The 25,802-nt window shown below is 37.3% G+C and carries 10 protein-coding genes; 3 read left to right on the plus strand and 7 right to left on the minus strand.

Annotation, left to right across the window (positions count from 1 at the left end):
• Nucleotides 1–108: 108 nt before the first annotated feature.
• The 7 genes from LB076_RS03200 to LB076_RS03235 all read right to left on the minus strand — a co-directional run bounded on the left by LB076_RS03200 (nt 109) and on the right by LB076_RS03235 (nt 23,035).
• Nucleotides 109–1,299, minus strand: a complete 1,191-nt coding sequence (locus LB076_RS03200) for a phosphoglycerate kinase (protein ID WP_066335131.1) — start codon at nt 1,297–1,299, stop codon at nt 109–111.
• A gap of 262 nt (nt 1,300–1,561) precedes the next feature.
• Complete coding sequence (locus LB076_RS13755) at nt 1,562–2,536, minus strand: PorP/SprF family type IX secretion system membrane protein (protein ID WP_066335134.1); 975 nt, start codon at nt 2,534–2,536, stop codon at nt 1,562–1,564.
• 42 nt (nt 2,537–2,578) lie between these two features.
• Nucleotides 2,579–16,648 carry a T9SS type B sorting domain-containing protein gene (locus tag LB076_RS03215; RefSeq protein ID WP_066335137.1) on the minus strand — a complete coding sequence of 4,690 codons (14,070 nt, stop codon included), beginning with the start codon at nt 16,646–16,648 and terminating at the stop codon, nt 2,579–2,581.
• Between the two features lie 131 nt (nt 16,649–16,779).
• Nucleotides 16,780–19,578, minus strand: coding sequence for a PorP/SprF family type IX secretion system membrane protein (locus tag LB076_RS03220; protein WP_070786670.1), 2,799 nt, complete (start codon nt 19,576–19,578; stop codon nt 16,780–16,782).
• A 1-nt stretch (nt 19,579) separates the two neighbouring features.
• Complete coding sequence (locus LB076_RS03225; RefSeq protein WP_066332788.1) at nt 19,580–21,025, minus strand: T9SS type B sorting domain-containing protein; 1,446 nt, start codon at nt 21,023–21,025, stop codon at nt 19,580–19,582.
• A 114-nt stretch (nt 21,026–21,139) separates the two neighbouring features.
• Nucleotides 21,140–22,432: a hypothetical protein gene (locus LB076_RS03230; protein WP_066332791.1), complete on the minus strand. Its 1,293-nt coding sequence runs from the start codon at nt 22,430–22,432 to the stop codon at nt 21,140–21,142.
• A gap of 156 nt (nt 22,433–22,588) precedes the next feature.
• The gene (locus LB076_RS03235; protein ID WP_066332794.1) at nt 22,589–23,035 is read right to left on the minus strand and encodes a hypothetical protein; all 447 of its coding nucleotides are present in this window, start codon (nt 23,033–23,035) and stop codon (nt 22,589–22,591) included.
• A gap of 648 nt (nt 23,036–23,683) precedes the next feature.
• Between LB076_RS03235 and LB076_RS03240 the strand changes: the two genes are divergently transcribed.
• Genes LB076_RS03240 through LB076_RS03250 form a run of 3 tightly spaced genes read left to right on the plus strand, consistent with a single transcriptional unit; the run spans nt 23,684 to nt 25,762 of the window.
• Nucleotides 23,684–24,832 carry a DNA polymerase III subunit gene (locus tag LB076_RS03240; protein ID WP_066332797.1) on the plus strand — a complete coding sequence of 383 codons (1,149 nt, stop codon included), beginning with the start codon at nt 23,684–23,686 and terminating at the stop codon, nt 24,830–24,832.
• Between the two features lie 4 nt (nt 24,833–24,836).
• On the plus strand, nt 24,837–25,220 hold the full coding sequence (locus LB076_RS03245; RefSeq protein WP_066332799.1) for a DoxX family membrane protein: 384 nt from the start codon (nt 24,837–24,839) through the stop codon (nt 25,218–25,220).
• Nucleotides 25,221–25,252: 32 nt separating this feature from the next.
• Nucleotides 25,253–25,762, plus strand: coding sequence for an acyl-CoA thioesterase (locus tag LB076_RS03250; protein ID WP_066332800.1), 510 nt, complete (start codon nt 25,253–25,255; stop codon nt 25,760–25,762).
• The last annotated feature ends 40 nt before the right edge of the window (nt 25,763–25,802 follow it).

The following is a 25,802-nucleotide window of genomic DNA, read 5'->3' on the forward strand; positions in this document are numbered from 1 at the left end:
AATTTCAATAGGGGCGTATAAAAGGCAATTATACCATTTTTTTTACAAACCCCTAGTGTTGAAATCAAAAAAATATTTTTTGTGTTTTTATAAAATACTAACAATCCATTAGTTATCTAATATTGCTGCAATTCCTGGAAGTGTTTTTCCTTCTAGCATTTCGAGCATTGCACCGCCTCCGGTAGATACATAACTCATTTTGTCTTCTAAATTAAATTGTTTTACTGCAGCAACAGAATCACCTCCGCCTACTAACGAGAAAGCGCCGTTTTGAGTAGCCTTGGCTATACTATTTCCTAAAGCTATCGTTCCTTTGGCAAAAGCATCCATTTCGAAAACACCTAATGGCCCGTTCCAAAGAATGGTTTTGGACTCCAAAAGCACTTTTTCAAAAATAACTAAAGACTCCGGACCTACATCCAGCCCTTGCCATCCGTCTGGAATTTGGTTGGCAGCAACAATTTGGGTTTTGGCGTCGTTAGAAAAACTATCTGCAGCTACCACATCTACGGGTAAGTGAATTTGTACGCCTTTTTCTTTGGCTAGTTGTAGTATTTCTAAGGCCAATTCTTGTTTGTCGTCTTCGCAAATAGAATTGCCTATTTTTCCTCCCAAGGCTTTTACAAAGGTAAAAGTCATACCGCCACCTATTATTATGTGGTCTACTTTGTCTAGTATGTTTTCTATAACGGTTATTTTAGAAGATACCTTGGAGCCTCCTAAAATTGCTGTTACTGGTTTTTGGCTGTTTTTAAGCACTCTATTTAAACTTTCTATCTCTTTGGCTAGCAAGGTTCCAAAACATTTTTGGTTAGCAAAGAACTGCGCTATAATAGTGGTAGAAGCATGCGCTCGGTGTGCCGTACCAAAGGCATCATTTACATAGATATCACCTAAAGAAGCGAGTGCTTTTGCAAAAGCGAGGTCTCCGGCTTCTTCTTCGGGATGAAAACGCAAATTTTCTAACAATAAAACGGTTCCAGGCTGTAGATTAGATGCGGCTTTTTGTGCGGCTTCACCGACACAATCTGCAACAAATTCTACGGTAACTCCAAGTATAGCCGAAACGGTGTTTACTATGTGTTTTAAAGAATATTTCTCTTGAATCCCTTTTGGTCTGCCCAAATGTGACATCAAAATCACACTACCGCCTTGTGACAAAATAGCGTCAATGGTGGGTTTGGCAGCCTCAATACGCGTGGCATCAGTTACTTGAAAATTTTCGTCCAAAGGAACATTAAAATCAACACGAATAAGGGCTTTTTTATTTTTAAAATTAAAATCGCGTAACGTTTTCATCTTATTTTTGTTTTTTAGTTTTTATTCAAAGAGCTACAAATATAGCATTTTGCCGGCTTTTGAATTACAAAAAAAACACAAAACAAACCCAAAAGTAGCTTGCACTTGTTTTTGTAACTATTCTGGGCAAGAATACAATTTAAATACCTTCCAGAAAAGAAAAAGTCTAGCATTGGGAACCAACTAGTACTTCTTTTTTAAAAAATATGGGGTATAAAAAATGCGGTAGAATATACCGCATTGTATTTATTATGTATAAAAATTAGTCGTGAACTGGTCCTTGTGTACACGGACAATTACTGATGCCTTGCAAGAAATCAAACCCTAAGGTAATCATGTGGGTTCCGGAATTAAATGACGAAAGCGCATTGAAGGTTACTTGATACGAATATCCAAAGTAAAATTTGGATTTTTGAAAACCAGCCATTGGTCCTAAATTAAGTGGTTTCATGGGTTGGTCGTTTAAGAAACGGTAGGACGCTCCAATCCAGTAGTAATCTTCGTAACGATTGTATTTTCTATACTTAAAATTGACATCCGTACTGGATCTTTTGTCACTAGCAAAATATTGAAAAAATACAGATGGTTCTAGCTCTACACGGTTGGTAGATCCTTTAAAAACCATACCACTATAAATTTGGTAATTGCGCAGTAAGTTAGGCTCTACTCCCGAAAATTTTACGGTGTTTTTATCTAAAATATTACTGGCATTAAAAGCGGCATAGAACCCTTTGTTACGGTACAAAGCACTCACATCAAAGTTGCTATTTGTTGTAAAACGATTGTCTGTAATGCTGGGGTCTAAAACGGGATGTTCATAATCCGTATTAAATTCATTTATATCAATCTTAAAGTTATTATAGTTATACGATAGTCCGAAAGATAGGTATTGCTTGGAGTAATAATCTAAAATTAAATGGTGTGCAAAAGAAACCTTGGCTCCAGTTTGGCGGGTGTAGCCATTTTTATCATTATACACAGAGATACCTACTCCAGAACGGTCTAAAACTCTAAAATCTGCATAGAGTGATTGGTTGTCGGGCGCCTCTTTTATGCCTACCCACTGAGTCAAACCATTAACTCGGATCCGGAAGTTATCTCCAATACCTGCATAAGTAGGCGAAATAACAAAAGGGTTGTCTGAAAGATACTGTGTAAATACTGGCAAATTTAACTCCTGACTGTAGCTAGATGTAGTTACAGTCAAAAGTAAAAAAGATATTAGTAATTTTTTCATGATTCTATTTTTAATGGCTAGCTAAACATATTCGTTATCCGGTTATCTGTACAAGGTAAAGTGGCCTACAAATTCACGGTCATCTTTGTTATTGTTCAGTTTAAGCGTGTACCAGTAATCTCCAGATGGCAGTTCTTCGCCATTGTATTTACCGTCCCATTTTTGTCCCAATTTATATTTGGCAATCAAACGTCCGTAACGATCGAATATAGAGAACGATAGGTCTGGATAATTATTGGTACATCCTGGTGCCCAAGTATCTAAATAGCCATCTCCGTTTGGTGTGAAATAGTTTGGAATACAAACATCTACCACTTCAAATTGTCTACTCAAGGTAGCGGTACAGCCATTTTTATCTCGAACCTCCACGGTATGAATTCCGGATTGGTACAACACAAAGGTAGCATTACTTGAGAAAGCACCACCATCAAAACTATACGTATAATTACCGGCTCCTCCTGTTGTAGTTGCTTTAATTTGGTTCAAATCTCCATCAACAACCACTAGTGCAAGTGGGTCTACTTGTACTACTTTAAACTCTGGTGTAGTTTTAATACAACCATTAGTGTGTCTAACCGTAATGGTATGGGGACCTGGGGCAACATTTTCAAAAATATTGCTAGTTTGGTAGTTTCCTAAACCATCCAAATCAAAGTCAAGATCTGCTGGGTTATTGCTGGCATCATAGGTTACAGTAATCGTATTGGCTTGTGTGTTATTTACACAATCATAACGTACCGTTGCTATTCCATTTATAACTACTGGTTGAGGTGTAGCAACATCAATTTCTGAAGTACATCCACTAGCGTCTTTGATATAAACGGTATGCGCTCCTCCTGATATATTCATAAAATTAAATATCGTTTGACCAATGGCACCTTGCGTATATACGCCATAATAATCATCCAAACTTACACTATAAGGTGCAACACCTCCAGCTATTTCGATGTTAAAGGCAGCATCATTATCTCCAGAACAAATTTCTGGAACTACGGAGGATGTAATTAGACTACCATACAAAATTGGTGGTTGTTTAATTTCAAAATCGTACGTTAGATAACAGCCTTGCGCATCTTGCACTAATACTTGATACGTGTCTGCTTTTAAATTATTAAATATACCGGAATCAAAAAACTGGTTTAAATTAGGAGAAATAGCATACTTGATTTGTCCAGTTCCTCCTGATGCCACGACTTCTATTTTTCCGTTACGTAGTCCGTTGCAAGTGATATCTTGTTTTGTTGCACTAGAAACCAAAGACAATAATGGCTCTGCAATTGCTATTGGAACGGAGTAATCACAATCTGCACTCGTTACTTTTACGGTGTAATTACCAGCTGCAAGATTAACAAAATTACCTGCAGAAATTTGCATTGGAGTTGGAACAATTGGGTTACCAGCACTGTTTAACAAACTGTACAAATAACTACCTAAACCGCCTTGGGCAACTGCGGTTATTGATCCAGTTACGCTCCCTTTACATTTTATATCCACTTTATTTAAGCTCACAAAATTAAGAGTTGGTATAGGTGCAAAATCTATAGAATTGCTAATACTACTCTTGCAACCTTTGCTGTCTTTAACATAGTATTGGTATTGTGCCTTAACCGCAGTGGTTGGTAACGTAATTACTACTGAATTTGCAAAAGAAACGCTATAGTTAACACCATCAGCACTATAATAATATGGTGCAGTTCCTCCTGATGCCGTTAATCTTACTTGTGGAGCAACTAAACAACTCTCTGGAGTTTGCACTATTAATGTTGCTTTTACACGGCTCGGTTCATTGAGTAGTACGGTATTTGAAGTGGCCGAACAAGTCCAATCATCGGTTACTGTAACTAGATAACTACCCCCTTTAAGATCTGTAAAAACTTTACCGATTTGTGGTCCTTTGGTGATCGTGGTACCATCGGTTAAAGTTCCAGATAAAGTGTAGGTGTAATTACCAGATCCACCTGTTACGGCTCCAACGGTGAGTATTCCTGAGGTATCATCAAAACAATCTAACAAATTAGTATTCAAACTAACGGTAGTAGCAATTGGCTGTGGATTAACCAAAACAACAGGAACAGAAGCAATACACCCTTTTTTATCTTTTACATTAACTACATAATTCCCTGCAATCAAATCCGTGAATTTATATGTTGCAGAATAGGCCACTTTTTCGGATCCATTGAAAAGTAATTGGTATTCATAGCCACCAGGCCATCCACCTGTAGCATTTGCTTGGATAGAGCCATTATTATTAGCCGTTATACACGTTATAGAAGTATGCGTCTCTGCAACAGACAATACTTTGATTGGCTGATCTATAGTAAATATAGTAGAAACGCTACAAAAAGGACTGTTCAATAGGGTAGCAGAAACCGTATAAATACCAGCGGTTAAACCCGTCAAATTTAATGGTCCAGCTGTAGTTGTACTACCGCTACTAGGGGTTGGTCCAGATACAACATAACTAAATGCTCCAGCATCATCACTCGGATTAATTTGGGTATCTATTAGGTTAACTGTAACCGCACCTTCATTAGAACCAACACATTGTACGTCACTTGTTTTAATGGCTTTTAATTCAAAAGTATTGGGCTCATTTACATAATGAATGGCTTGAATGCTACACAAAGTAGTAGGGTTTAATGCCGTTATGGCATAATTACCAACACCCAGATTGGTAAATATTCCAGAATTATTTGTCTGTAATGGGGTTCCGGTAGCATCTGCTAAAGTATAGGTTATACCAGTTATAGTAGCGCCCGTATTGTCTACTGCTGTAGCTGTTACGGATTCCAAATTGGTACAAGTAACTGCTGTGGTAACAGCAACCTTAATTTTGTCCAAAGCCTGATATGGCGCTATAGTGATCCCACTTGGATAAGTACCTTTACAGTTCTTATCATCATACACATTTACGGTATAGGTACCTCCTGCATAATTTGCTTCGGTAAAGACGTTACTTGAGCCTCTTTGTACTACTGTGGTACCATTTTTTATAAATTCATAGATGGTATAATTTCCAGAGCCTCCTATTACTGTGTTTACGGTTATGGTGGCATACTTTGCGCCATTGGTACCGATATTACAAGCAAAAGGTACGGTTACTAGATTGGTTATTTCTATAAGCTCTGGTTGCAGAACTGAAACAGATACTGTCGCGGCACATTTACGACCAGAAGTAGCTGTAACAGTGTAGGTTCCTGCCTCTAAATTATTAAAAAACATACTTGATTGCGCAGGGCGAATAACTGTAGTTCCGGTGATAGTAGTTCCAGTTAAAGCAAAAGTATATATTGGATTATCGTTTACGCCAATTGAAGGCGCGTCCATAGAAACAGTTATAGTACCATTGGCGTCTGCAAAACAATTTGTTTTGGTAGAAACCGCTGCTAAACCTGTTATTGGAGTAGCTGCTTTGAGAGTAACTACAACAGAGTTTTCGCAACCAGTAGTAACATCTCTAACATAAAAAGTGTACGTTCCTGCAAGCAAACCAGCGTAAGTATTGCTTGAACTGTAAGTTCCTACGATACTTTGTTTGTATTCATATGTTGGTGTTGGAGTGGTTCCGCCAGTTGCGGTCAAAGTAACACTACCATCTGCAACGTCACAACTAGGCAAAGTATTCACGGTATAATCCAGTTGTAATGGTTTAAAGATCGTGAAATTTACAGCCGTACTACTTATACAACCATTAGCATCTTTGACAGAAACGCTATACGTTGCAGGGTTAGAAATAACAAATGTATTACTAGTTTGGTAACCAGCTCCAATACTGTAATAGTAATTGGCAGTTCCTAGACCTACTCCGGTACCAGTAAGTGTTACGGTGTATTTACCAGAAGCATCTGGACATTGGCTGTAACTATCTACGGTAACTGTTGGTAATGGATCCAGAATTATAGTAATTGGTTTGCTGGCTATACAACCTCGGGCATCTTTTACATAAACATCCCAAACCAAGTTAGTCAAATTAGTGTTTACTGACAGTTCTGGAGTTGGATAAAAAGTAGTTACTGGTGTAATACTACTACCACTTACTACTGCTGCATAGCTATAATTACCTGTGCCTCCTGAAACATTTGAAATAGTTATTTTTGACTGATTTTGAACACAATACACATTAGTAGCGCTCACGTCAAAAGTGATAGCTGCTGGTTCTGTAAATAATACAGAGTCTGACATACTACAACCTGTTGTATTATCCGTAACCGTTACAGTATAGGTGTTTGCAGTTAATCCGGACAAAGTAATTACATCATTTATATTTGTTATTTGAGCAGGTGGAAGCACTGGAGAAGTTACTACCGTATAATTTGCCGATGCACTAAATCCTGTAACAGTAAATGTAGCAGAACCATTGCTATTGCTACCATTTAAAACATTACAGAATACCGGATTCTGAACTGCTCCTGCAATTTGAATTTTGGTAACTTCATTTATACTAATTCGTTCTTGGTCTTTACAGCCTTTACTATCGATTACTTCAAAGGTATACTCTCCAGGAGCCAATCCTGAGAATTGGTTAGCAGTTTGTACTACTCCTGGTGGTAATGTTGGCGGAACCATGGCATAAGTTACGGTTCCAAACCCGGTACCAGTGGTGGTATTAATTGTTACAGTACTGGTTGTATCTCCAAGGCCTTGTTGTACACAATATACTGGTGTAGCTGTAAGGCTAGCAATGGTTGGTGGATTTAAAGCATCTATAATTACAGAGTCACTAGTTATACAACCATGATTATCTTTTACATAAATAGTAAATGTTCCCGCGGTGTAGGTTTGGTAAATGTCTTGACTTGAAAAATTAATCCCATCAAGTCCATACTCATAAGGGCCTGTCCCTCCAGAACCTACAATGTTTATGGTAGCTTTTTGAGCAGCATTAGATTGTCCACAGGTTAATGGATCTATAATTGTAGCTGTGGCCGTCAAAGGTGCTGGTAATGGAACTATTACAGATTGTATTAATTCACAACCTCTTCCGGAGGTAACTTTAACGGAATATGTTCCGGATAGCAATCCATTAAACACATTAGAAGATTGAGCAATTGCAGTTTGTGGTCCAGCTATAATTTCGTAGGTATAGGTTGGATTATCATTTCCAGCACCTAAGATAACTGTAATGCTTCCGTTTGCAGCACCCAAACACAATGGTGGTTTGGTGGTGCTAGTAAAACTAACCGGACTTGGCGCTCCTAAGGTTACCGTAGCAGTTGTACTACAATTAGTCGGTGTAGCAGTATCTGTGATGGTCACAATATACGTATCGGCTGGTAATCCGGTAATCGTATTTCCGGTAATAGTACCTGCTACTGGATTTATCGTATAGGTGTACGTTCCTGCTCCAGTACCGCCAGAACCAGTTAAGGTAATTTGGCCATCGTTATTGGCACAGCTTGGCAAGGAGTTAATAGTAGGAATTATAGAAAGAGGACTTGCAATTGTAATGGATTTAGTATCCGTACAACTGTTTGCATCTTTAATAGTTACGGTATGTATACCAGAATTTAAGTTTGTAATTCTATATGGCAAACCTAATAAAGGGGTAAAAACACTGCCATCCACACTTATCATGTATGCACCAATACCGGCTGTTACTTCCGAAACATCCATTTCAAAATTGCCTTCACTAACGCATTTGTTTACAATAGCTAAAGCAATTTCAGGCTTAGGGTCTTTTACAATAGTGGTGTTCAAGGCAAAGGTACATCCTTTAGCATCTTTAACTAAAATATTCCAATTAGAACCTAAATTGTAATCCAAGTCCAAGATATTGTTACCTAGATTGAATACCGTAGGGGTTGTTGGATTCAAAGCTACTGCATAAGTATACGGTCCGGTTCCTCCTGTAGTGTTTAGGGTAATTTGTGCTGGATTGTCACAAGTAGCATTAACCGTATTGGTTAGGATTGATTTTAATGGTTGTGCAGGTTGGGTTACCTCAAAGGTATAGGCCGCAGAACAAAGTGTACCTCCGGCTTCTTTAACTTGAAGGACATAGTTCCCAGCTTTTAGATTGGTAATATTTCCTGAAACTGGCCCTCCGGCAGTACCGCTTAAAGTACCATCAATTGGAGTACTTAATGGCAATAAGGTTAGTGCGTCTACCACTTTGTATTCAATATCTGTAACGGTTGGATCAAAATTTTGAACCGTAAATGCTAACGTTCCAGATGCAGAGGCATTACAACTAACATTGGTGCTGGTTGTTGCCGCTATGTTAATAGTGGATGGTGCTGGTGGCATGGTTGCCTCTAATATAGAAATACACATATTGGAGTCTCTTACCTGTAAAAAGTAAGTCACACCATGTAAAAGCCCCGCAAAAGTATGGGAATTGCTAGCTGTTGCAGCAGTTTCTGTTTGTCCGAAGATAGAATACTTATAGGGACCAGTACCACCACTAGTAGTAACGGTATAATCGATACCTGTTGCGCAGTTATTGGTATCTATTAAACCTAATAGTTGCAAGTAAGGTGGGGTTTCAATTCGTAATTTATTGGTTTTAAATTCACAACCTTTGGCGTCTACAATTGTAATATAATAATCCCCAAAATTAAGACCTGCAAAAGTATGCACCGGCGTTACTGCGGCTGCAGTCTCTGTATAAGTTGCTATTTCTGTAAAAGAATTGTCATACAATTTATATACATAAGGTGCCGTACCACCTGAGGCTACATTTACCTCTAGACTCCCTGGAGTATTTGCATTACACAAAATAGGATTTGCTTTTATGGTGGCTACAATAGCTGCAGGGTCTGTTAGAGTAACTGTTCCTGTTGCCTCACAACCCTTGGCGTCAATAACCCTATAGGTATAAATTCCGGCTACTAGGCCTCCAAAACTAGCTGTTGCTTTTGGGGTTCCTCCGTTAATACTGTACTTAAATGGTATTTCTCCTGTTAAACCAGTGAGTGTTATGGATCCATTACTAAACCCATTACATGTTGGATCCAAATGCGTTTCTGAGGCCGTTACCACCACAGGTGCAACTACAGTAATGCTTTTGGTGTTGGTGATACAACCTTTACTATCGGTTATTTCAAATTCATAGTTTCCGGGATTAAGTGTTTTGTATACAAACGACGAACCCGTAACCGGAATAGTACTGCCTAATGTTCCACTGTTATATTTTACTTTATAACTAAAACTAGCAAAACCTCCAAGGATATCTACCTTAATTTCTGCCTCTTCTGGATTTGCACAACTAAGATCTTTTATTAATTTAATTTCAGATTCTAGTACTTTATTTACGGTAATGTTTTGGATATCCGTACAGCCATTTTTATCGGTTACGGTTACAACATACGTTCCAGCAACTACCGTGAAAATATTTTTATCTACACCAGTTGGAGCTTGCCCTGTATTTATGGTATAGGTATAGGGTGCAACTCCTAATGTGGAAGCCTCTATCCTAAATGAATTTGCAGAAGCGGTACATTGGTTGGTTACTGCTAGGGTTAAATTTGGTTTAACATCTTGAGTGATGGTTACATCAATTGGAGCCGTAATTGTACAACCGTTGTTATCTTTTACCCAAACATCCCAGTTTAAGGAAATTAATGGATCCAAATTGGCAACATTGGTAGTTACATAGTCTGCCGCAATTGGAGTTACGCCGTCTTTTACAAAGGCATAATTGTAGTTTGGTGTACCTCCAGTAGCAGTAATAGTTACAACTGCATAAGGAATTTGGCAATTAGCATTTACATTACTATCTAATAGTGCGGTTACTGCAGTTGCTGGTTCTTTAATTTCTAGAACCGAACTTGCAGTGCAATTAGTTGCTGCATCTGTAACGGTATAGGTGTAAATACCTTTGGCTAAACCAGTATAGGTAACCGTTTTACCTCCATTGGTAATTATTTCTGTAGGAGTAACCACTACACTTCCTAAAGATAAGGAGTGGCTGTAAGTAGTCGCGTAATTGTCTGCTATAAATTCTAAAGAACCAATATTGACTCCAAAACATTTATTATCCTTTAGTTTGTTACCTATAACGGTAATTTTAATGACATCTTTTAATTGGTAGTCATCCGTATAATAACACCCATTGGCATCTGTAACTCTAAAAGTATAGGTTCCTGGAGTTAAATTAGTAAAAGTACCGCTTGTTTGTTTTGCTACTATTATAGGGGAAGGCGCAATGGTTTCATAATATAAAGTGCCAACTCCATTTGTTGCAGCTACGGTTAGATTAGTGGTACTAGCCCCGCAGGTTATAGCACCCGCAGGAGTAAAAGATAAGGCTGTTGGCGGGTTTAGTCGGTTTAGAATGCCACTGCCGCCAATTGTACATTCGTTTTTATCTTTTACATCATAGGTGTAAGAAACATCTTGTGTTGTATTGTTAATAACCAAGGTGTTGTTGGAGGTGTAATTACCTCCATTAAAACTATATGTGTATGGGGCAGTTCCGCCCGTTGGTAGATTGATTACTACAGAACCTCCAATTTTTGTATTAGAACTAGAACATGAAAATATGGTTTCAGTGACCGTAGCTTCTAATTTATTTAACGGCTCTGTGATAGTTACTGTGGTTGTACCGACACAACCTTTGCTGTCTTTAACATAAAAAGTATATGCTGTTGCAGATGGAGAAAGGTTAATAAATAAAGAAGTCCCTACATACGTAATTCCATCCTTACTATAGGTATATCCTCCAGAACCACCATTAGCTAGTAATTGTACCGTACCGTTATTGGCTCCTTTACAAGTAACTTGTGTTGGCGTAGCCTGTAGCGTAGGGTTGACAATTGCATTAACTTTGGCATCTACTGAAGTAGTACATCCTTTAGAATCAATTATTTCAAATTTATAATCGCCTGCTGTCGGAGCAGTATAGGTGAATGTTGTTGTTCCATTTGGTAAATTAATGGCCGGTAAGGTTCCATTTACGGTATAAGAATACTCTTGCGTGCCACCAGTTATTGAAACTACAATAGCTGCCCCTGTGGTATCACAACGCAATTCGGCAACAGAATCTACTTTTGCCTTTAGAGCATTAGCAACCAAAATACCTGTAATAGTTGTAGTACAGCTATTAGCGTCTGTAACAGTGATGGTATAATTGCCTGGTATTACCTCAAAGGTATTGCCAACTGGTGCTTGACCTGTATTTATACTGTAAGTAAACGGCGCTGTTCCGGTTCCAGCAGTTACATTGGCGGTCAATTTTACTTTATTGGTTCCGTCATAACATAAGGAAACTGAAGTATCTAAAGTAGCTACAACAGGATTTGGAGCCGTTACCGCTACTAAAGCAGATTCTGCAGATACACATTGATTGGCATCCCGAACTACTACAACGTAATTTCCTAGAGCTATATCACTAAAAACTGCCGTATTGGTGTAGGCCACTACAATTGTTCCGTCTGTTTTTCTTAATTCATACTCGTAGCCTGGGGTTCCACCCGAAGCCACTGCAGTGATTGTTGCACCGGTTATACAAGTAGGTAATGTAGTTACACTAGCTGTTACCGTAGCAGGTGTAGGTGCAGTTATCGGTTGTGAAAAGTCAAAAGAACAAGTACTTGCTAGATTGTCATATCGTATTTTAATTGCATAGGTTTGCGCTGCTAAACCGGTTATAGTAACTGGAGAGGTTTTTGTATTGGTCCAGTTTGTACCGTTATCTATGGAGTAATCAAAACCATAAACGGTATTAAAGTTTTCGGCAGCAATAGTTATGGTTCCATCATTGGATGTAGGGCATTTTAAATTTGTAGCACCTGTTACCGAAGCTGCAAATTTTTTGTCTGTTGGAACTTTAATAGGAAAATCTTTTTTAGCAATACATGATTCTGGTAGTTGGTAAACTCTAATATCGTCAATCGCAACATCATTACCATCTGTAGCTCTTTTATTAGATCTAATAATAAATTTTAAAGACGTATTTGCTCCTGGATTAAGAGTAACAGCTGTTTTAGGATAAACTTCCCATTTTTCTGATTTTGGAATGTCTCCTGTTGCAAACCATGAAATTTCTGTACCTGAAGCATCTACCAAAGCAACTCTTAAGTCCGCATCAATATCGCTGCTTGTATTCCTAAGTAAATTCATTGCATAAAGCTCAAAATTTATAGGTTGGTTAGGAATAATATCATTTATAACTTTTTGATATAAAATATCAGTAAGAGCTATCTGATTACCAATATTTACTACTAAGCTTCTCCCTTTAGGGGTGGGAGGTACAGTTTGAGTTGTATGATCTCCTGGTTGTACCCATGAGCCATAAGGATTAACGATAAATGATGTTACAGAATAGTCTCCATCATTTATAGCTGGGCTACCTTTACATTGTGTAGCTACCACCTGTCTTTCAAAACAATAAAGTGCTGTACTAATACCTGGTGAGGTTGTATCTTCACCGTATCCAAAAGTCTCTAGTAATAAGTTGCTATACGTTGTTGTTTTTAATAATTTATAATTTACAGTAATTTGATGGTCTCCAGAGGTAACGTTTAAAAATACCTTAGGATCTGTTGTATTGGGATTTTTGACACCATCTATAAAATACTCGTACTCATAGTTGCTACTGCCTGGGTTGGTTACCGTAACGGTACTTGTTGCGGTGCCATCACAATTAAACCCAGAAGTTGTAACTGTGATTGTTGGTGCAGCTGGTACGGGATCTAAAATTACGGGATACGGAATGGTATAAGTACAATTCAATGCGTCTTTTACCAATAAGGTATACGTTCCAGGTAAAACCGCTTTTTCATTGGTGCTTTGCCAAGTAGCTCCTCCATCAAAACTATAGGTATAGGGTGTAACTCCTCCTTCGACATTAGTAATACGGATAGTACCTCCTTGATTGGATAGTGTACAACCTGCCAATTGGGATACTCCTGCTGAGGCAGTTAAACTATTTGCTGGTGGGGCTATGGTTATGGTTTTAGGGCCATCCAAACATTCGGTAATTACTCCATTAGTAGCTGTAGAGGCATATTTAAGAACTACTTGGTAATCTCCAGCAACTTGGTTTAAAAATACTGGATCAGTAGTAAAGGTCGCTCCATTATCAATACTATATGTTAAAGTATATCCATTAGGATTGGTAACCTTAAAGCTAATACTTGCTTTGTCATCAGAACAATTTAGAGTAGTAGCCTCAACGGTATAGGTTGGCTTTGCAACTTCGTCAACATGTATAATTGGGAGCGTTATTCTACAACCTACTGCGTCTACAACTTCAATTTGGTAATTACCTCCTGGAGGCAATGGTTTAATAATTGGAATTATAGGGCTAGTTTGCGCAACCGTACTTCCGTTAACAAAATAATAATAATATGGTGGGGTTCCTACTACAGGGGTTCCTCCTGAAGCTACTACGGTTATTTCTCCGTTTTCGCAAGTAAGGTTTTTTGTTATAGATGCGGTAGCTTTTAATATTTTGGGTAAAAAATCTACTACTTCTTTTTTATAACAGCCATCCGCTGTAGTTATGATTACATCATATCTTCCTGCTCCAATGCCGGAATAATTATAATAGTTATTATCTATTAAACCAGAATCTCCTACAGTATCTGTAGTGCCTTCTTTATTAATAACAAAACGGTACTGTTTGTTAACATCATTGGCAGTTATACCTATATACCCCTTATCTGCACAGTGCCTTGCATCAGATGTAATTGTTACTGAAAAAACTTGATCCAAAATAGTAGCTTTCACTTTAAATTCGCATAATTTAGTGTTGGGGTCTGTTACAGGTACTATTTGTTTTATGCTAACGGTATAATTTCCGGCAGCTAAATTTTGAAAAACATTAGCGTCTTGATAATTTATTCCATCTATGCTATACTTATAACCACTACCTAATGGAGGATTTGTTACCGTTATGGATCCCTTTGTATCACAGATGTTGTTTTTAACTGCAATCTTAGGGTCTAAAGGATTTTGGTACACATTAAAGTAGAAGGTACTCAAACATACATCCGTATAATTAATGATTACTCTAAAAAACCCGGGGCTATCCGCAACAAAATTAGAACCCGTAGCTACATTGGTCCAAGTTGCTGTAGGGCTTTCATTAGGGCAAGAATCTGGTAACGTTGGATTAACATCTGTGGTTTGTTGCCACAAAATGCTTTTAGCAGTTGCCAGATTAATATTAAGTGTACGGCTATCATTTTTGCCACATAAAAATATTTTAGGTAACGGTTTTAAATTATTTACACATTTAAAAGGCAATCCTGTTGTAGGATCAATATTATCCGCCCATGCATTAATTGGATTACTCTCTTGTATCCCTAAGGGATTAATTACTTCAAAAGTTTTATTAATACCAATACAAGGGTTAGCTCCAGATGTTATAACAGTATAAGTTCCCGTTTTAGTTGCGGTAATCACTTGATTATTTCCTCCAACAACAACCCCAGATGGATCAGTCCAGCTGTAATATGGGTATCCATTAGGTGCTTTTAATTCAATAGATGTACCACACAAAGCAACGGTCTCTTTTAGGGTACAATTATCTAAACCTACCAAAAAGTTTGTGGAACTTGCTTCCCTTTTGCACCCTACATTTACCGCAAAACTATCACTACCAAATTCGCTTGGATTGATAACTCCTTTGTATTTAGAAAAAGCTATATTTTTAATTACATTAGAGCACGCATCAGCAAGATTCTCACAACCCGCAACTATAACCCTGAATTTTATGGTATACTTACCTCCACTATTCATTACCAATCTGTCCTCAATACTAAAAACGATAGTACGCGTTACACTATCATACGAAAGTACTTTTACGCCATCTGGTAGTTGCAAAATATCATTATTAACATCAAATATAACATTCACAGGAAGCTTATCTGTAATAGTGAAATTTGTGGCATCATCATTCCCATCATTCTGAAAAGAAATACTGTATCGTAATTCATCACCCGGCTGTACATTAGCATTACTTACATTATCATCATTAACGTCTGTAACACCTTTGTCAAGTATGATATCCGGTGCAATAATCTCTACAGCCAATGCGTTAAAGTAATAAAAATAAGCATCTTGACTACTTCCTAAAAAAATTTCCGCACTAGTTTGATTATTATCTAATACAGACCCCCCAGGGTTATTAACGGGGTCATTAATAGGATTGTCTATTTCAAAAACCCCTGCATCAAACCCTAATGTATTGGTACTAGCTGGATTTCGGTTGGTAACTACCGCACCCATAGAAGTAACGGAACTATTAAAGAAATTGTCTTTTGAATCCCAATCATAAATAGTCTCCTGAAAACCATCCCAAAACCATAAAGGCACAACAGCAGGACGCTCCGGAGGAGTCATTTTTACACCATTTATAGACAAATAATCCCCTCCAATACCAAGATCTCCTTCCATGGCAGAAAAAGCAAACTTAGCTTTAACTGGACCATTAGGTATGGTTCTAAATCCTGAAATAGGAATCGTTAAGTTATTACTACCACCAATAGCGTTAAAACCGTCAAAAGAGGTAATGGATTTTCGGGGTAAAAAAACGTTTTCATATACAATAAATAAAGACCAACCAGCAGATAAGCCAGTACCTCCATTTTTACCTTGAGCAGTGGAAATATTTCCTACGGTATAAGTACCCGAAACAGGAGTTGCACCAAGGCTATTTATTAATGTAGTCACATCCGCAAAACAAGCATATGGCTTACTAGTGCCTATTGATCCAGTACCTGCGTTATAAATAACTGTACCAGTTACATCGTTATAGTTACCCGTAGGCATTTTAAATTTTACAGCAGTTATGGTTTCTGTTCCTCTTGTAACTGCACTCCAATATAAACCAGCATAAACTATCTTAGAGCACGTTGGATCTGGCAAAACCAAATTTGCACTACTTGAATTAAAAATACCAGCACTAGGAGAAACATTAATATAATTCATGTTAAAATCTGTATCCGAATTTAACTTACCTCCATTATATGCTTTATTAGGATTATTACTTGCGGTAGCAATACTTTGCCTATTTAAAATACTATTACCTATCAAAAGAATATCTCCATTTATATCGCTATCATAACGAGGTGAAAAGTTAACATAAGCTTGCGCAAAAATGTTTAGCGATGACAAAACAAGTAAACAAATAAAAAGATGTTTTAAAAAAGTAGGTTTTTTCATGATATTTAATTTTAATGACTTGTTTTTCTTTCGTATTTATAACCAAAGAAAGACTCGCTTTACTTATATGTTTTTTTACAAAGCAGTTAAGGCTTTAAAAGTTTATTAATCCTTTTATAGAGCTTATTGTGTTATTCATTTTCTATTTTAACAATGGACATTTTTGCATTATACGCAGCATTCCCTTTAGATTGCAATGCATAAGTGGCTTGTTCCAGACTGTCATATTTTTGATAATAAATATAATATTTACTCGTATTTACATTATAAAAGAAATTAACATTGGATCCTCCAGAGGCAATTACTTTGGTCAAAAATGCATCTCGTTTGGCTACATCATTGTGTACTGCAATGGTTAAATAATAACCACTTTGTTCGTTTTTGACATTTTTGACAATCTGTATATTGGATTGCTCCTGACCAAAATCAAAATCTTTCTCCGTTAGAGGTGTTGGACTTGATTTAGTCGTTTCTTTAATATATTTCAGGGTTGCTAAATCTTTAGCATAACGGCCTTCGTCATTCTCAAAGTTAGCTCTCTTGATTCGTCGTTTCTTTTCGATCTCTGTTTCTAATTTTATTTTATCTAAGCTAGCCAAAAGTTTGTTATTGACCGATTGCAGTTTTGCTTGTTCTGCTTTTAGGGCTTCTATTTTCTTTAAATACGAAACCGTAAGTACATCGTTTTTGTTCGAATTCTTTTTGAGCCTATCTTCATACAATTTGGTTAAATTATCTAAAGTAGTTTGCTGGGTTGCATTTACCTCCGCAATTTGTGCTTTTAGAGCTTCTAATTTGGCGTTTTCATCTGCAATACTTTTAAACGGCTTTGGCTGTCTATAAATCCCTCTTTCGCTTAAATCATTTTCTTCTCGGATATCCTCTAAATCCTTTTGTTTGCTTTCTACAGAGGCGTTTAAAGCCTCTATTAAATCGGTTTGTTTTTTGGAATCCGTGTCAAAATTTTGAACTACGTTGTCCATAGCTCGTGCATTATCGTCTTTAGAGGCTTCGGTTGCTAATTTTGCTTTACGTGCTAGTTCAGCAGCTATTCTTTGTTTTTCTTCAGCATCGGCATCGGCTTGTGCTTTGGCGTCGGCGTCTACAGCTTGTTTGGCTTTGGCGGCAGCATCAGCATCCGCTTGTGCTTTGGCGTCTGCAGCTTGTTTGGCTTTGGCGGCAGCATCGGCATCCGCTTGTGCTTTAGCGTCGGCGGCTTGTTTGGCTTTGGCGGCAGCATCGGCATCGGCTTGTGCTTTAGCGTCGGCAGCTTGTTTGGCTTTGGCGGCAGCATCGGCATCGGCTTGTGCTTTGGCGTCTGCAGCTTGTTTGGCTTTGGCGGTAGCATCGGCATCGGCTTGTGCTTTGGCGTCTGCAGCTTGTTTGGCTTTGGCGGCAGCATCGGCATCCGCTTTTGCTTTTGCATCGGCAGCTTGTTTGGCTTTGGCAGCAGCATCGGCATCCGCTTTTGCTTTAGCATCGGCAGCTTGTTTGGCTTTGGCGGCAGCATCGGCATCCGCTTGTGCTTTGGCGTCGGCGGCTTGTTTGGCTTTGACGGCAGCATCGGCATCGGCTTTTGCTTTAGCATCGGCAGCTTGTTTGGCTTTCATGGCAGCATCGGCATCCGCTTTTGCTTTTGCATCGGCAGCTTGTTTGGCTTTGGCGGCATCGGCATCCGCTTTTGCTTTAGCGTCTGTTGCTGATTTATCTGGAGCAACCACTGATGGTTTTACTTTTGCATCTGCAGCTTGTTTGGCTTTGGCGGCAGCATCAGCATCGGCTTTTGCTTTAGCATCTGCAGCTTGTTTGGCTTTAAGAGCTGCTGCTGCATCGGCTTTGGCTTGGGTATCAGCAGCTAATTTTTGTTTGGCAGCTGCTGCTTTTGTATCGGCATTGTCTTTTCTTGTTTTGGCATCTATATAAGGTGCTTTGTTGGTTGGCTTGCTTTTTTTGGAACTATAATCTGGGCTGATTAATGCGCCTTCTTCTTCGTCATCACCATAATAATAGTCTTTGGATTTGAATTTATAGGCTATCAAGAATTCATGAGAGGATCCGAAGTTAGAAAAGTTTCCGGTGCCTTTTTCATAGTTGTATTCAATAGAAATTTTGGGTGTTATATTGACTCCTAAACCCGCGGACATTCCGTACAAGGTGTTATAACCTCCTTGTACCCAAGCGCCTTGAGATAGCGTAAGCATGGCTAGTCCTGATATAACTGTTTTTTCTTTTTTAAACTCCGAACGTACTAAGGTAGAAAATTTACTTTTGTCAAAAAAACCATAGGTATCTATAAAACCAGTGTACATTACATGTGCTTGAAGGCTTTGTTCTGGATCGTCTTTGATTATTTCCGAGTTGGTAAAGTTGTATAAGGCAACATTCTGGAGTGCAATACCGATATCAAAAAAGGCATTTCCGTAGTTAATACCTGGGCTGATGGCTAACAAAGTGTTAGAAGGCAATTGGTCTAAGGAAGGTTCTGCACTATTTACAATAGCTTTGCCTTTATTTAGGCCACTTTTGTAAGCAGCAACGTTTATACCAAAGGTTAGGTTGCTGTCTTCTTGAAGTACTAGATTGTGCGCAAAATTTGCTATAGCTCCAAAAGTAGTTAGTAGACCATAATTTTGCTGAAAAAGCCCCAGACCAAGACCACCGTTTTCGCTGAATCTACCCGAGTAGCCAACTAAATACGATTGGGGCGCATCTTGAAAAGCAACCCATTGTCTTTTGTTGTAAAAAGAGGCATACGTAGCATTTTGTCTTACAAAACTAAACGCAGGATTTATGGTATATTGATTGTATTTTAAGGAATTTCTGATAGGTAACGAAAACGAAACAACTCCATCCGCAGTTTTAGTTTCCTGTGAATAGAGTACGGGTGTAAAACCATAAAATAAAGTTACAAAAAGTAAAATTTTCTTCATATTATTTCATTACAGTTATCGATCCTTTTACTGTTTTATTGTCTTTAGTTGTAATAATATAGTAGTAAATGGGGTTTATATTTTTAAAATCAAGAGCTGTTGTTGGCCAATCATTTTGATAATTATCTGTTTGCAAAACAACATCTCCATTGGAACTTATTATAACTATTTTGGTGTTGGATCCAGAGGTATACGCTGTTGGAATGATCCACGTATCATTGATAAAATCTCCGTTAGGGCTAATCAAATTAGGGATATTGGCTATGTTGGGATCTGTAGTGTATGCCACTGCAAATTGTAGCACATTTTCGGAGTTGCAGGTTCCAGCTTGCGAAACTACTACTTTATAATTTCCTCTTAGGGTAGCCGAATAACTACTCTGAGTAGCGTTTGGAATGCTTTCTCCGTTTAGAAACCATTGGTAAGTAGGAGAAACGGCATCTGTGGTTACGGTAACTAATAAAGAATCTCCCGATGCTATGGTGTTTCTGTCTGGCACATCTATACTGCTTGTGCTACTGGTTTGTTGCAATTGTATGGTTGCTGTTGCATTACAACCACCAAAATCTATTGCAACACTATAAAGTCCAGCGGTAGTTGCTGCATAGGTTTGGCTTGTTGCGCCATCTATTTTTGCATTGTCTTTAAACCATTGGTAGCTACTACCAGTAGAAGTGCTCAAAATAGTTGCACCTTGTGATGGACAAAAAGGATTGCCTTGGCTTGAGGTTATGGATGCAGAAGCAGTGGTACCCGAAGCAGTAACTTCTACTCTATTAGAATAGGAATTAGAGGTACAAGTTCCATAATTTGTTTCTACATAATAAATACCCGGCTTGGTTACGGTATAACTACTAGTAGATGCCGTTGCCAATACGGTAGGTGGTACGGTATCTCCATTGAATTGGAACCAATTATAGGTTAGTTCAGGAAATGCTAAAGGAGAATTAGTAATCCCGTTTGCGTTGGGATCAATACTCAAAACATAACTGCCGCCTTGGCAATAAGATGCTTGCGAATTGGCATTATTGATTGTGAACTGTTCATCGTGAGGTTTGTAATATGCTCCAAAAAAATCAGAGTTTTGTCCTGTTGCTGCTGGCATGGTACTTTTAACTCTAATTCTGTACTGTTCTCCAAAAGTAGTGGTTGGAAATGAAACACTTACTATTTTGTCCGAATTAACAACCTCTCCCATAGCAGTGGTATATAAAATTTTTGGAGCACTAAAGTCTCCAGTAGGGCTGGATAATTCTATTATAAATTGATTAGAAGCATTTAAACTAGGCGTTGCCGAAAAATTAATCCTTAAATCAAATGTATTACCAACAGGATTGGCACAGGCTTTAGTAAAAACTAAGGACGGTTTTCCAATAATCATTTGGGCAAACATAGGGTTTGCTAAAGGGAATACCAAAAGGAGTATGTATAAAAATTTTTTCGTCATTAGAATAGCTATTGATCTTCTTAAAAATTTATTTTGGTAAAAAACACAAGGAATTGATGAACCAGACCATCAATTCCTTGTTTAAATATGGAACAACTTGTATAAAACATTACATTAATATTTATTTGAAGCTGTAATTTTACCAATATTTAATCTATAGTCCGGACGTTTAGCATTAGCTATGTCAATAAACGTCTCTTTATTATCGCTTTGCGAGTATAAGTTAAAAAAGATACTGTTTCCGTACCAGTTTTCTAAATCTTCATTATTGATATTATTCTCTGTAAAAATGTTTCCTTTGCAAAGATTAAAATACATTTCTTCTAATTTGATTTTCTTCAAATTCGTTTCGTTAATTTCAATTTCATTATTTAAAATAACCGCTGGATTAAATCCTGAAATTACACTTCTTTTGATTTCTAAACTAGCTTCGTTACCAACATAAACCGCTTCTTTAACAAGACCTGACTCAATATCTGCGCTGATGTTTTCGCTATCGTTTAGCATGGTGATATTGTAGGCAACAACTGCGGTTGCTTTTTTAGAAAAATCAGTTTCTTCTCTCTTTTCATACGAAGTAATCTCCATGCAACGAGAACCATTTTTGTTTCCGGATAAATAAGAAGAACGTACCGCTAAAGAATTAAAAATTTTACTTTGTGCGCCTTGTGTAAATTTAAAATCATCATTTATGGAATGAAAAGACACTAATTTAGAAGCGTTCAATTCTCCTCCGATTACCGCAAAAGAGTCTCCTCCGGAATAGCTAACCATTACGTTTTCTAAAATCGTTTTGTTACCAACTCCTGCAAATGTAAGCGCATTTAAGGATGGAGAGCCTTTTACTCTTTTTCCCGCAAATTCTACCCTAACAAAACGCATTACACCAGCATTATGTTCAACATTAGTACCACCGTAAAGTGTTAATGCAGGGTTTAAATCATACAAAAGAGAAGATATATTACCAAACTTGTTGATCGGAGCATCTCCTAAAATCACAATTCCACCCCAGTCGCCTGCTTTTTTTACGCCTCTGTTTGAAGTAAAAACAATAGGATCTGTTTCTAAACCTTCCGCCATTATCTGAGAACCTTTAGTAAAAATTAAAGTTCCCTTGGTTTCAAAATCTCCAATGATTACAGTTCCTGGCTCAATAGTCAGTACCGCATTATTAGTAACATATACATTTCCTTGAATCAAGTAAACATTTCTTTTAGATAACTTGGTATTTACCGAAATATTTCCTGCCAAAATTTGGGTAGCTTCGCCAAACTCAATCTTATTTGGTTTGAATTCGGTCCAGTTATACAACCAGTTTGTGTAACCAATTATACCTTTTTCTTGTTGTGCATTTGCTGCAGAAACAACAAAAAGTGCTATCCATAAAATTTGTATCGTTTTTTTCATAAGAATTGAGATTTGGGGATGGTTACTACTATAAATCTTAATGAAGCAATTACATAAGACTGTGTTTATAGTTCAAAAATTAAATGCTTCATTTAGTTGGTGATTTAATCAAATATACAAAAAAAATTAATACATAAATTTTATTTACAAAATAATTTATTTATATTCATTAAATAAATGTAAAGATTTAACCGTGCTTTCATAAAATAAAATCGCAGCAATCAAATTTTCGGTATCTGCATAAGGAACAAACCTTTTTTGGTATTCCATGGTGTTTTCCAAAAAGTTGTTGGTAGCCTCAGTCTGACCGTCTTGTAATTTCTTTTTGTCGTTATCCATCGGGATCCCTAGATCATACATCGTTAAACCTGGTTTGGTTGCCAAGGCTATATACGGAAGTGTTTTTACCAAAACACGTATTCTTTCTATGTATAATTCTAACAGTTCTCCTTTTTGCATCCCTTTTAATTCGTCTTGAGTATAATATTTACGAATAACCGCTGTAGTACTAATGATACTTTGAGGTGCGTTTTTGTTTTGTGCGGACATAATTTGGCTTGTAAATAATACACATAGCCCTAAAAAAATAATTTTCCCTTTCATAAAATTGTCTTTGGTTTTCTTATAATTAAACAAATTTATACAAATTAACTTAACTCACAACTATATTAAAGTGATATTGAAAAATTTAGCAGAAAGAAATTTCTTAAAAAAAATACAAATACCACCCAGAACAGCACAAAATCAAGCAATCGTTATTGTTTTATGTTTAATTAAATAAGTTGTTTATACTAATTTATTTTTATATATGTTTAATAATTATCCTACATTTAGATGGAACACTCTATTTGTTCCGAGGTTCCATAAACGTTAAAAATCTAAAACAGATTTTTTTAACTTAATTTATGTAAACCAATCTTTATTAATGCTTTACCGTTTTTAAAAGTAGTATATATTTTTTACTACCGCTTTAAACGATGTATTAAACATCTATCTACAGTAACAAAAACAAAAGTCGTGCCATAAATAGTTTTTCCAAACAAAACTTAAATCAATCCGCTATTAAAACCCGTATTATTAGTGTTTTAGAAGTATTTAATGTTAAACTTATGTGAACAAACCATTATTATTAAAACAATAATAACACCTAATCACAATCTAGTTATTAATTTTATTTACAAACCCTAAAGAGTCTAGAAACTTTATAGCTTGTAAATTTTAGACTAATTCATTTTCTGCTATCTTTGCTGCATGCTGTTTTCGGAAATTTTAGGACAAGAACATATCAAAAGCCATCTAACCAAAAGTGCTGATTCGGGCAGAATACCGCACGCCCAATTATTTATTGGCCCCGAAGGTAGCGGCACATTGGCCATGGCTATAGCTTATGCACAATATATTTTGTGTACGAACTCCAATGGTGAAAATACAGGCCCCAAAGAATCCTGCAATATTAAGTTCCAAAAACTATCCCACCCGGATTTGCATTTTGCCTATCCTACGGTAACTACCGATACCATCAAAAAAAGCCCCAAAAGCATTGATTTTATCACTCAGTGGAGGCAATTTGTCTCTGAGAATCCTTACGGAGGTTTGTTGGATTGGTACGCCATTTTAGGCGTGCAAAATAAACAGGGAGAAATTAGAGTAGATGATGCGCAAGAAATCTTGAAAGCACTTTCGTTAAAAGCGTACGAAGGAGGTTACAAATTTATGCTAGTTTGGATGGCAGACAAACTAAATACGGCTGCTTCTAACAAATTATTAAAATTATTAGAAGAACCTCCCGAAAAAACCATTTTCATACTCCTATCTGAAAATGAAGAGGATATCCTGCAAACCATACGATCGCGTTGTCAAATTTTACATTTCAATGCATTAACCGAACCAATCTTAGCCCAAGGACTCATTACAAGAGAAAATGTGGATCCAAAACTAGCTGCTAAAATTGCCCATCAAGCACAAGGAAATTATAATGCGGCATTGCATTTGATACACCAAGATAGTCAAGACAATCCCTTTGAAGAGTGGTTTGTAAGCTGGGTGCGAGCTGCCTTTAAGGCAAAAGGAAATGCTGCAGCAATACAAGATTTGATCCTTTGGAGCGAAAAAATTGCCGCTTTGGGAAGAGAAACCCAAAAAAAGTTTTTAGAATTTTGCATCGAAATGTTTCGTCAAGCCTTAATGATTACTTACGATGCAACAAGTTTGGTTTATTATGAACCCAAAGTACCCAAATTCAAACTAGAAAACTTTGCCCCATTTGTTAACGGAAACAACATTCTAGAAATTTTTAATGAAATATCTAGCGCCACGTATCACATTGAACGCAATGGAAATGCCAAAATTATTTTAACTGATTTATCCATAAAACTCACCCGATTAATCCATAAAAAATAATCTTATGAATAATGTAGCCTCTATTTTGATTTTGATTTTTTTAGCCATTTCTTTTATTCAATCCGGATACGATAAACTCTTTTACTGGAAAGATAATTTAGACTGGCTAAAAAGCCATTTTGCACAAACCAAACTAAAAAACCATGTGCCTCTAGCCCTATTAAACATTTTAATTCTAGAATTGATCTCCGGAGTATTGTGTATTGTAGGCAGCATTGAATTAATTGTCAACAACGGAAGAGTATTTGGTCTCTATGGCGCTATCTTTTCGTGCATTACCCTAATTATGCTACTATTTGGACAACGCTTAGCCAAAGATTATGATGGAGCCAGAACCATTGTGATCTATTTTATACCAGCCGTAATGGCGGTTTACTGGCTAAATTAGAACTACAAACCCCCTCTATTTAATAAAAATATATGACGCCAAAACATCCTTCAGAATCGCTCACTACTTTAACAGATCTAGTATTACCTAGTGAAACCAATCCGTTAAACAACCTTTTTGGAGGCGAATTACTGGCCCGAATGGACCGAGCAGCAAGTATAGCCGCCCGCAGACATTCCAGACGAATTGTAGTAACAGCATCTGTAAACCACGTGGCTTTCAATAGAGCCATACCCTTAGGGAGTGTTGTAACAGTAGAGGCCAAAGTATCTCGCTCGTTCAAAACCTCTATGGAAATTTATATCGATATATGGGTCGAAGACAGAGAATCCGGCAATAAAACCAAAGCCAACGAAGCCATTTATACCTTTGTAGCCGTAGACGATACTGGCAGACCCGTAGAAGTACCGCAGATTGTGCCCCAAACCCCTCTAGAAATAGAACGCTTTGATGCCGCACTCAGACGCAAACAACTCAGTTTGTTATTGGCCGGCAAAATAAAACCCAATGAAGCATCAGAATTGAGAGCATTATTTATCTAAAAAAAACGTTTTTAACGCTTCTTAAAAACGTCTTAAATAG

Source organism: Flavobacterium crassostreae (assembly GCF_001831475.1).
Taxonomy (GTDB): Bacteria; Bacteroidota; Bacteroidia; order Flavobacteriales; family Flavobacteriaceae; genus Flavobacterium; species Flavobacterium crassostreae.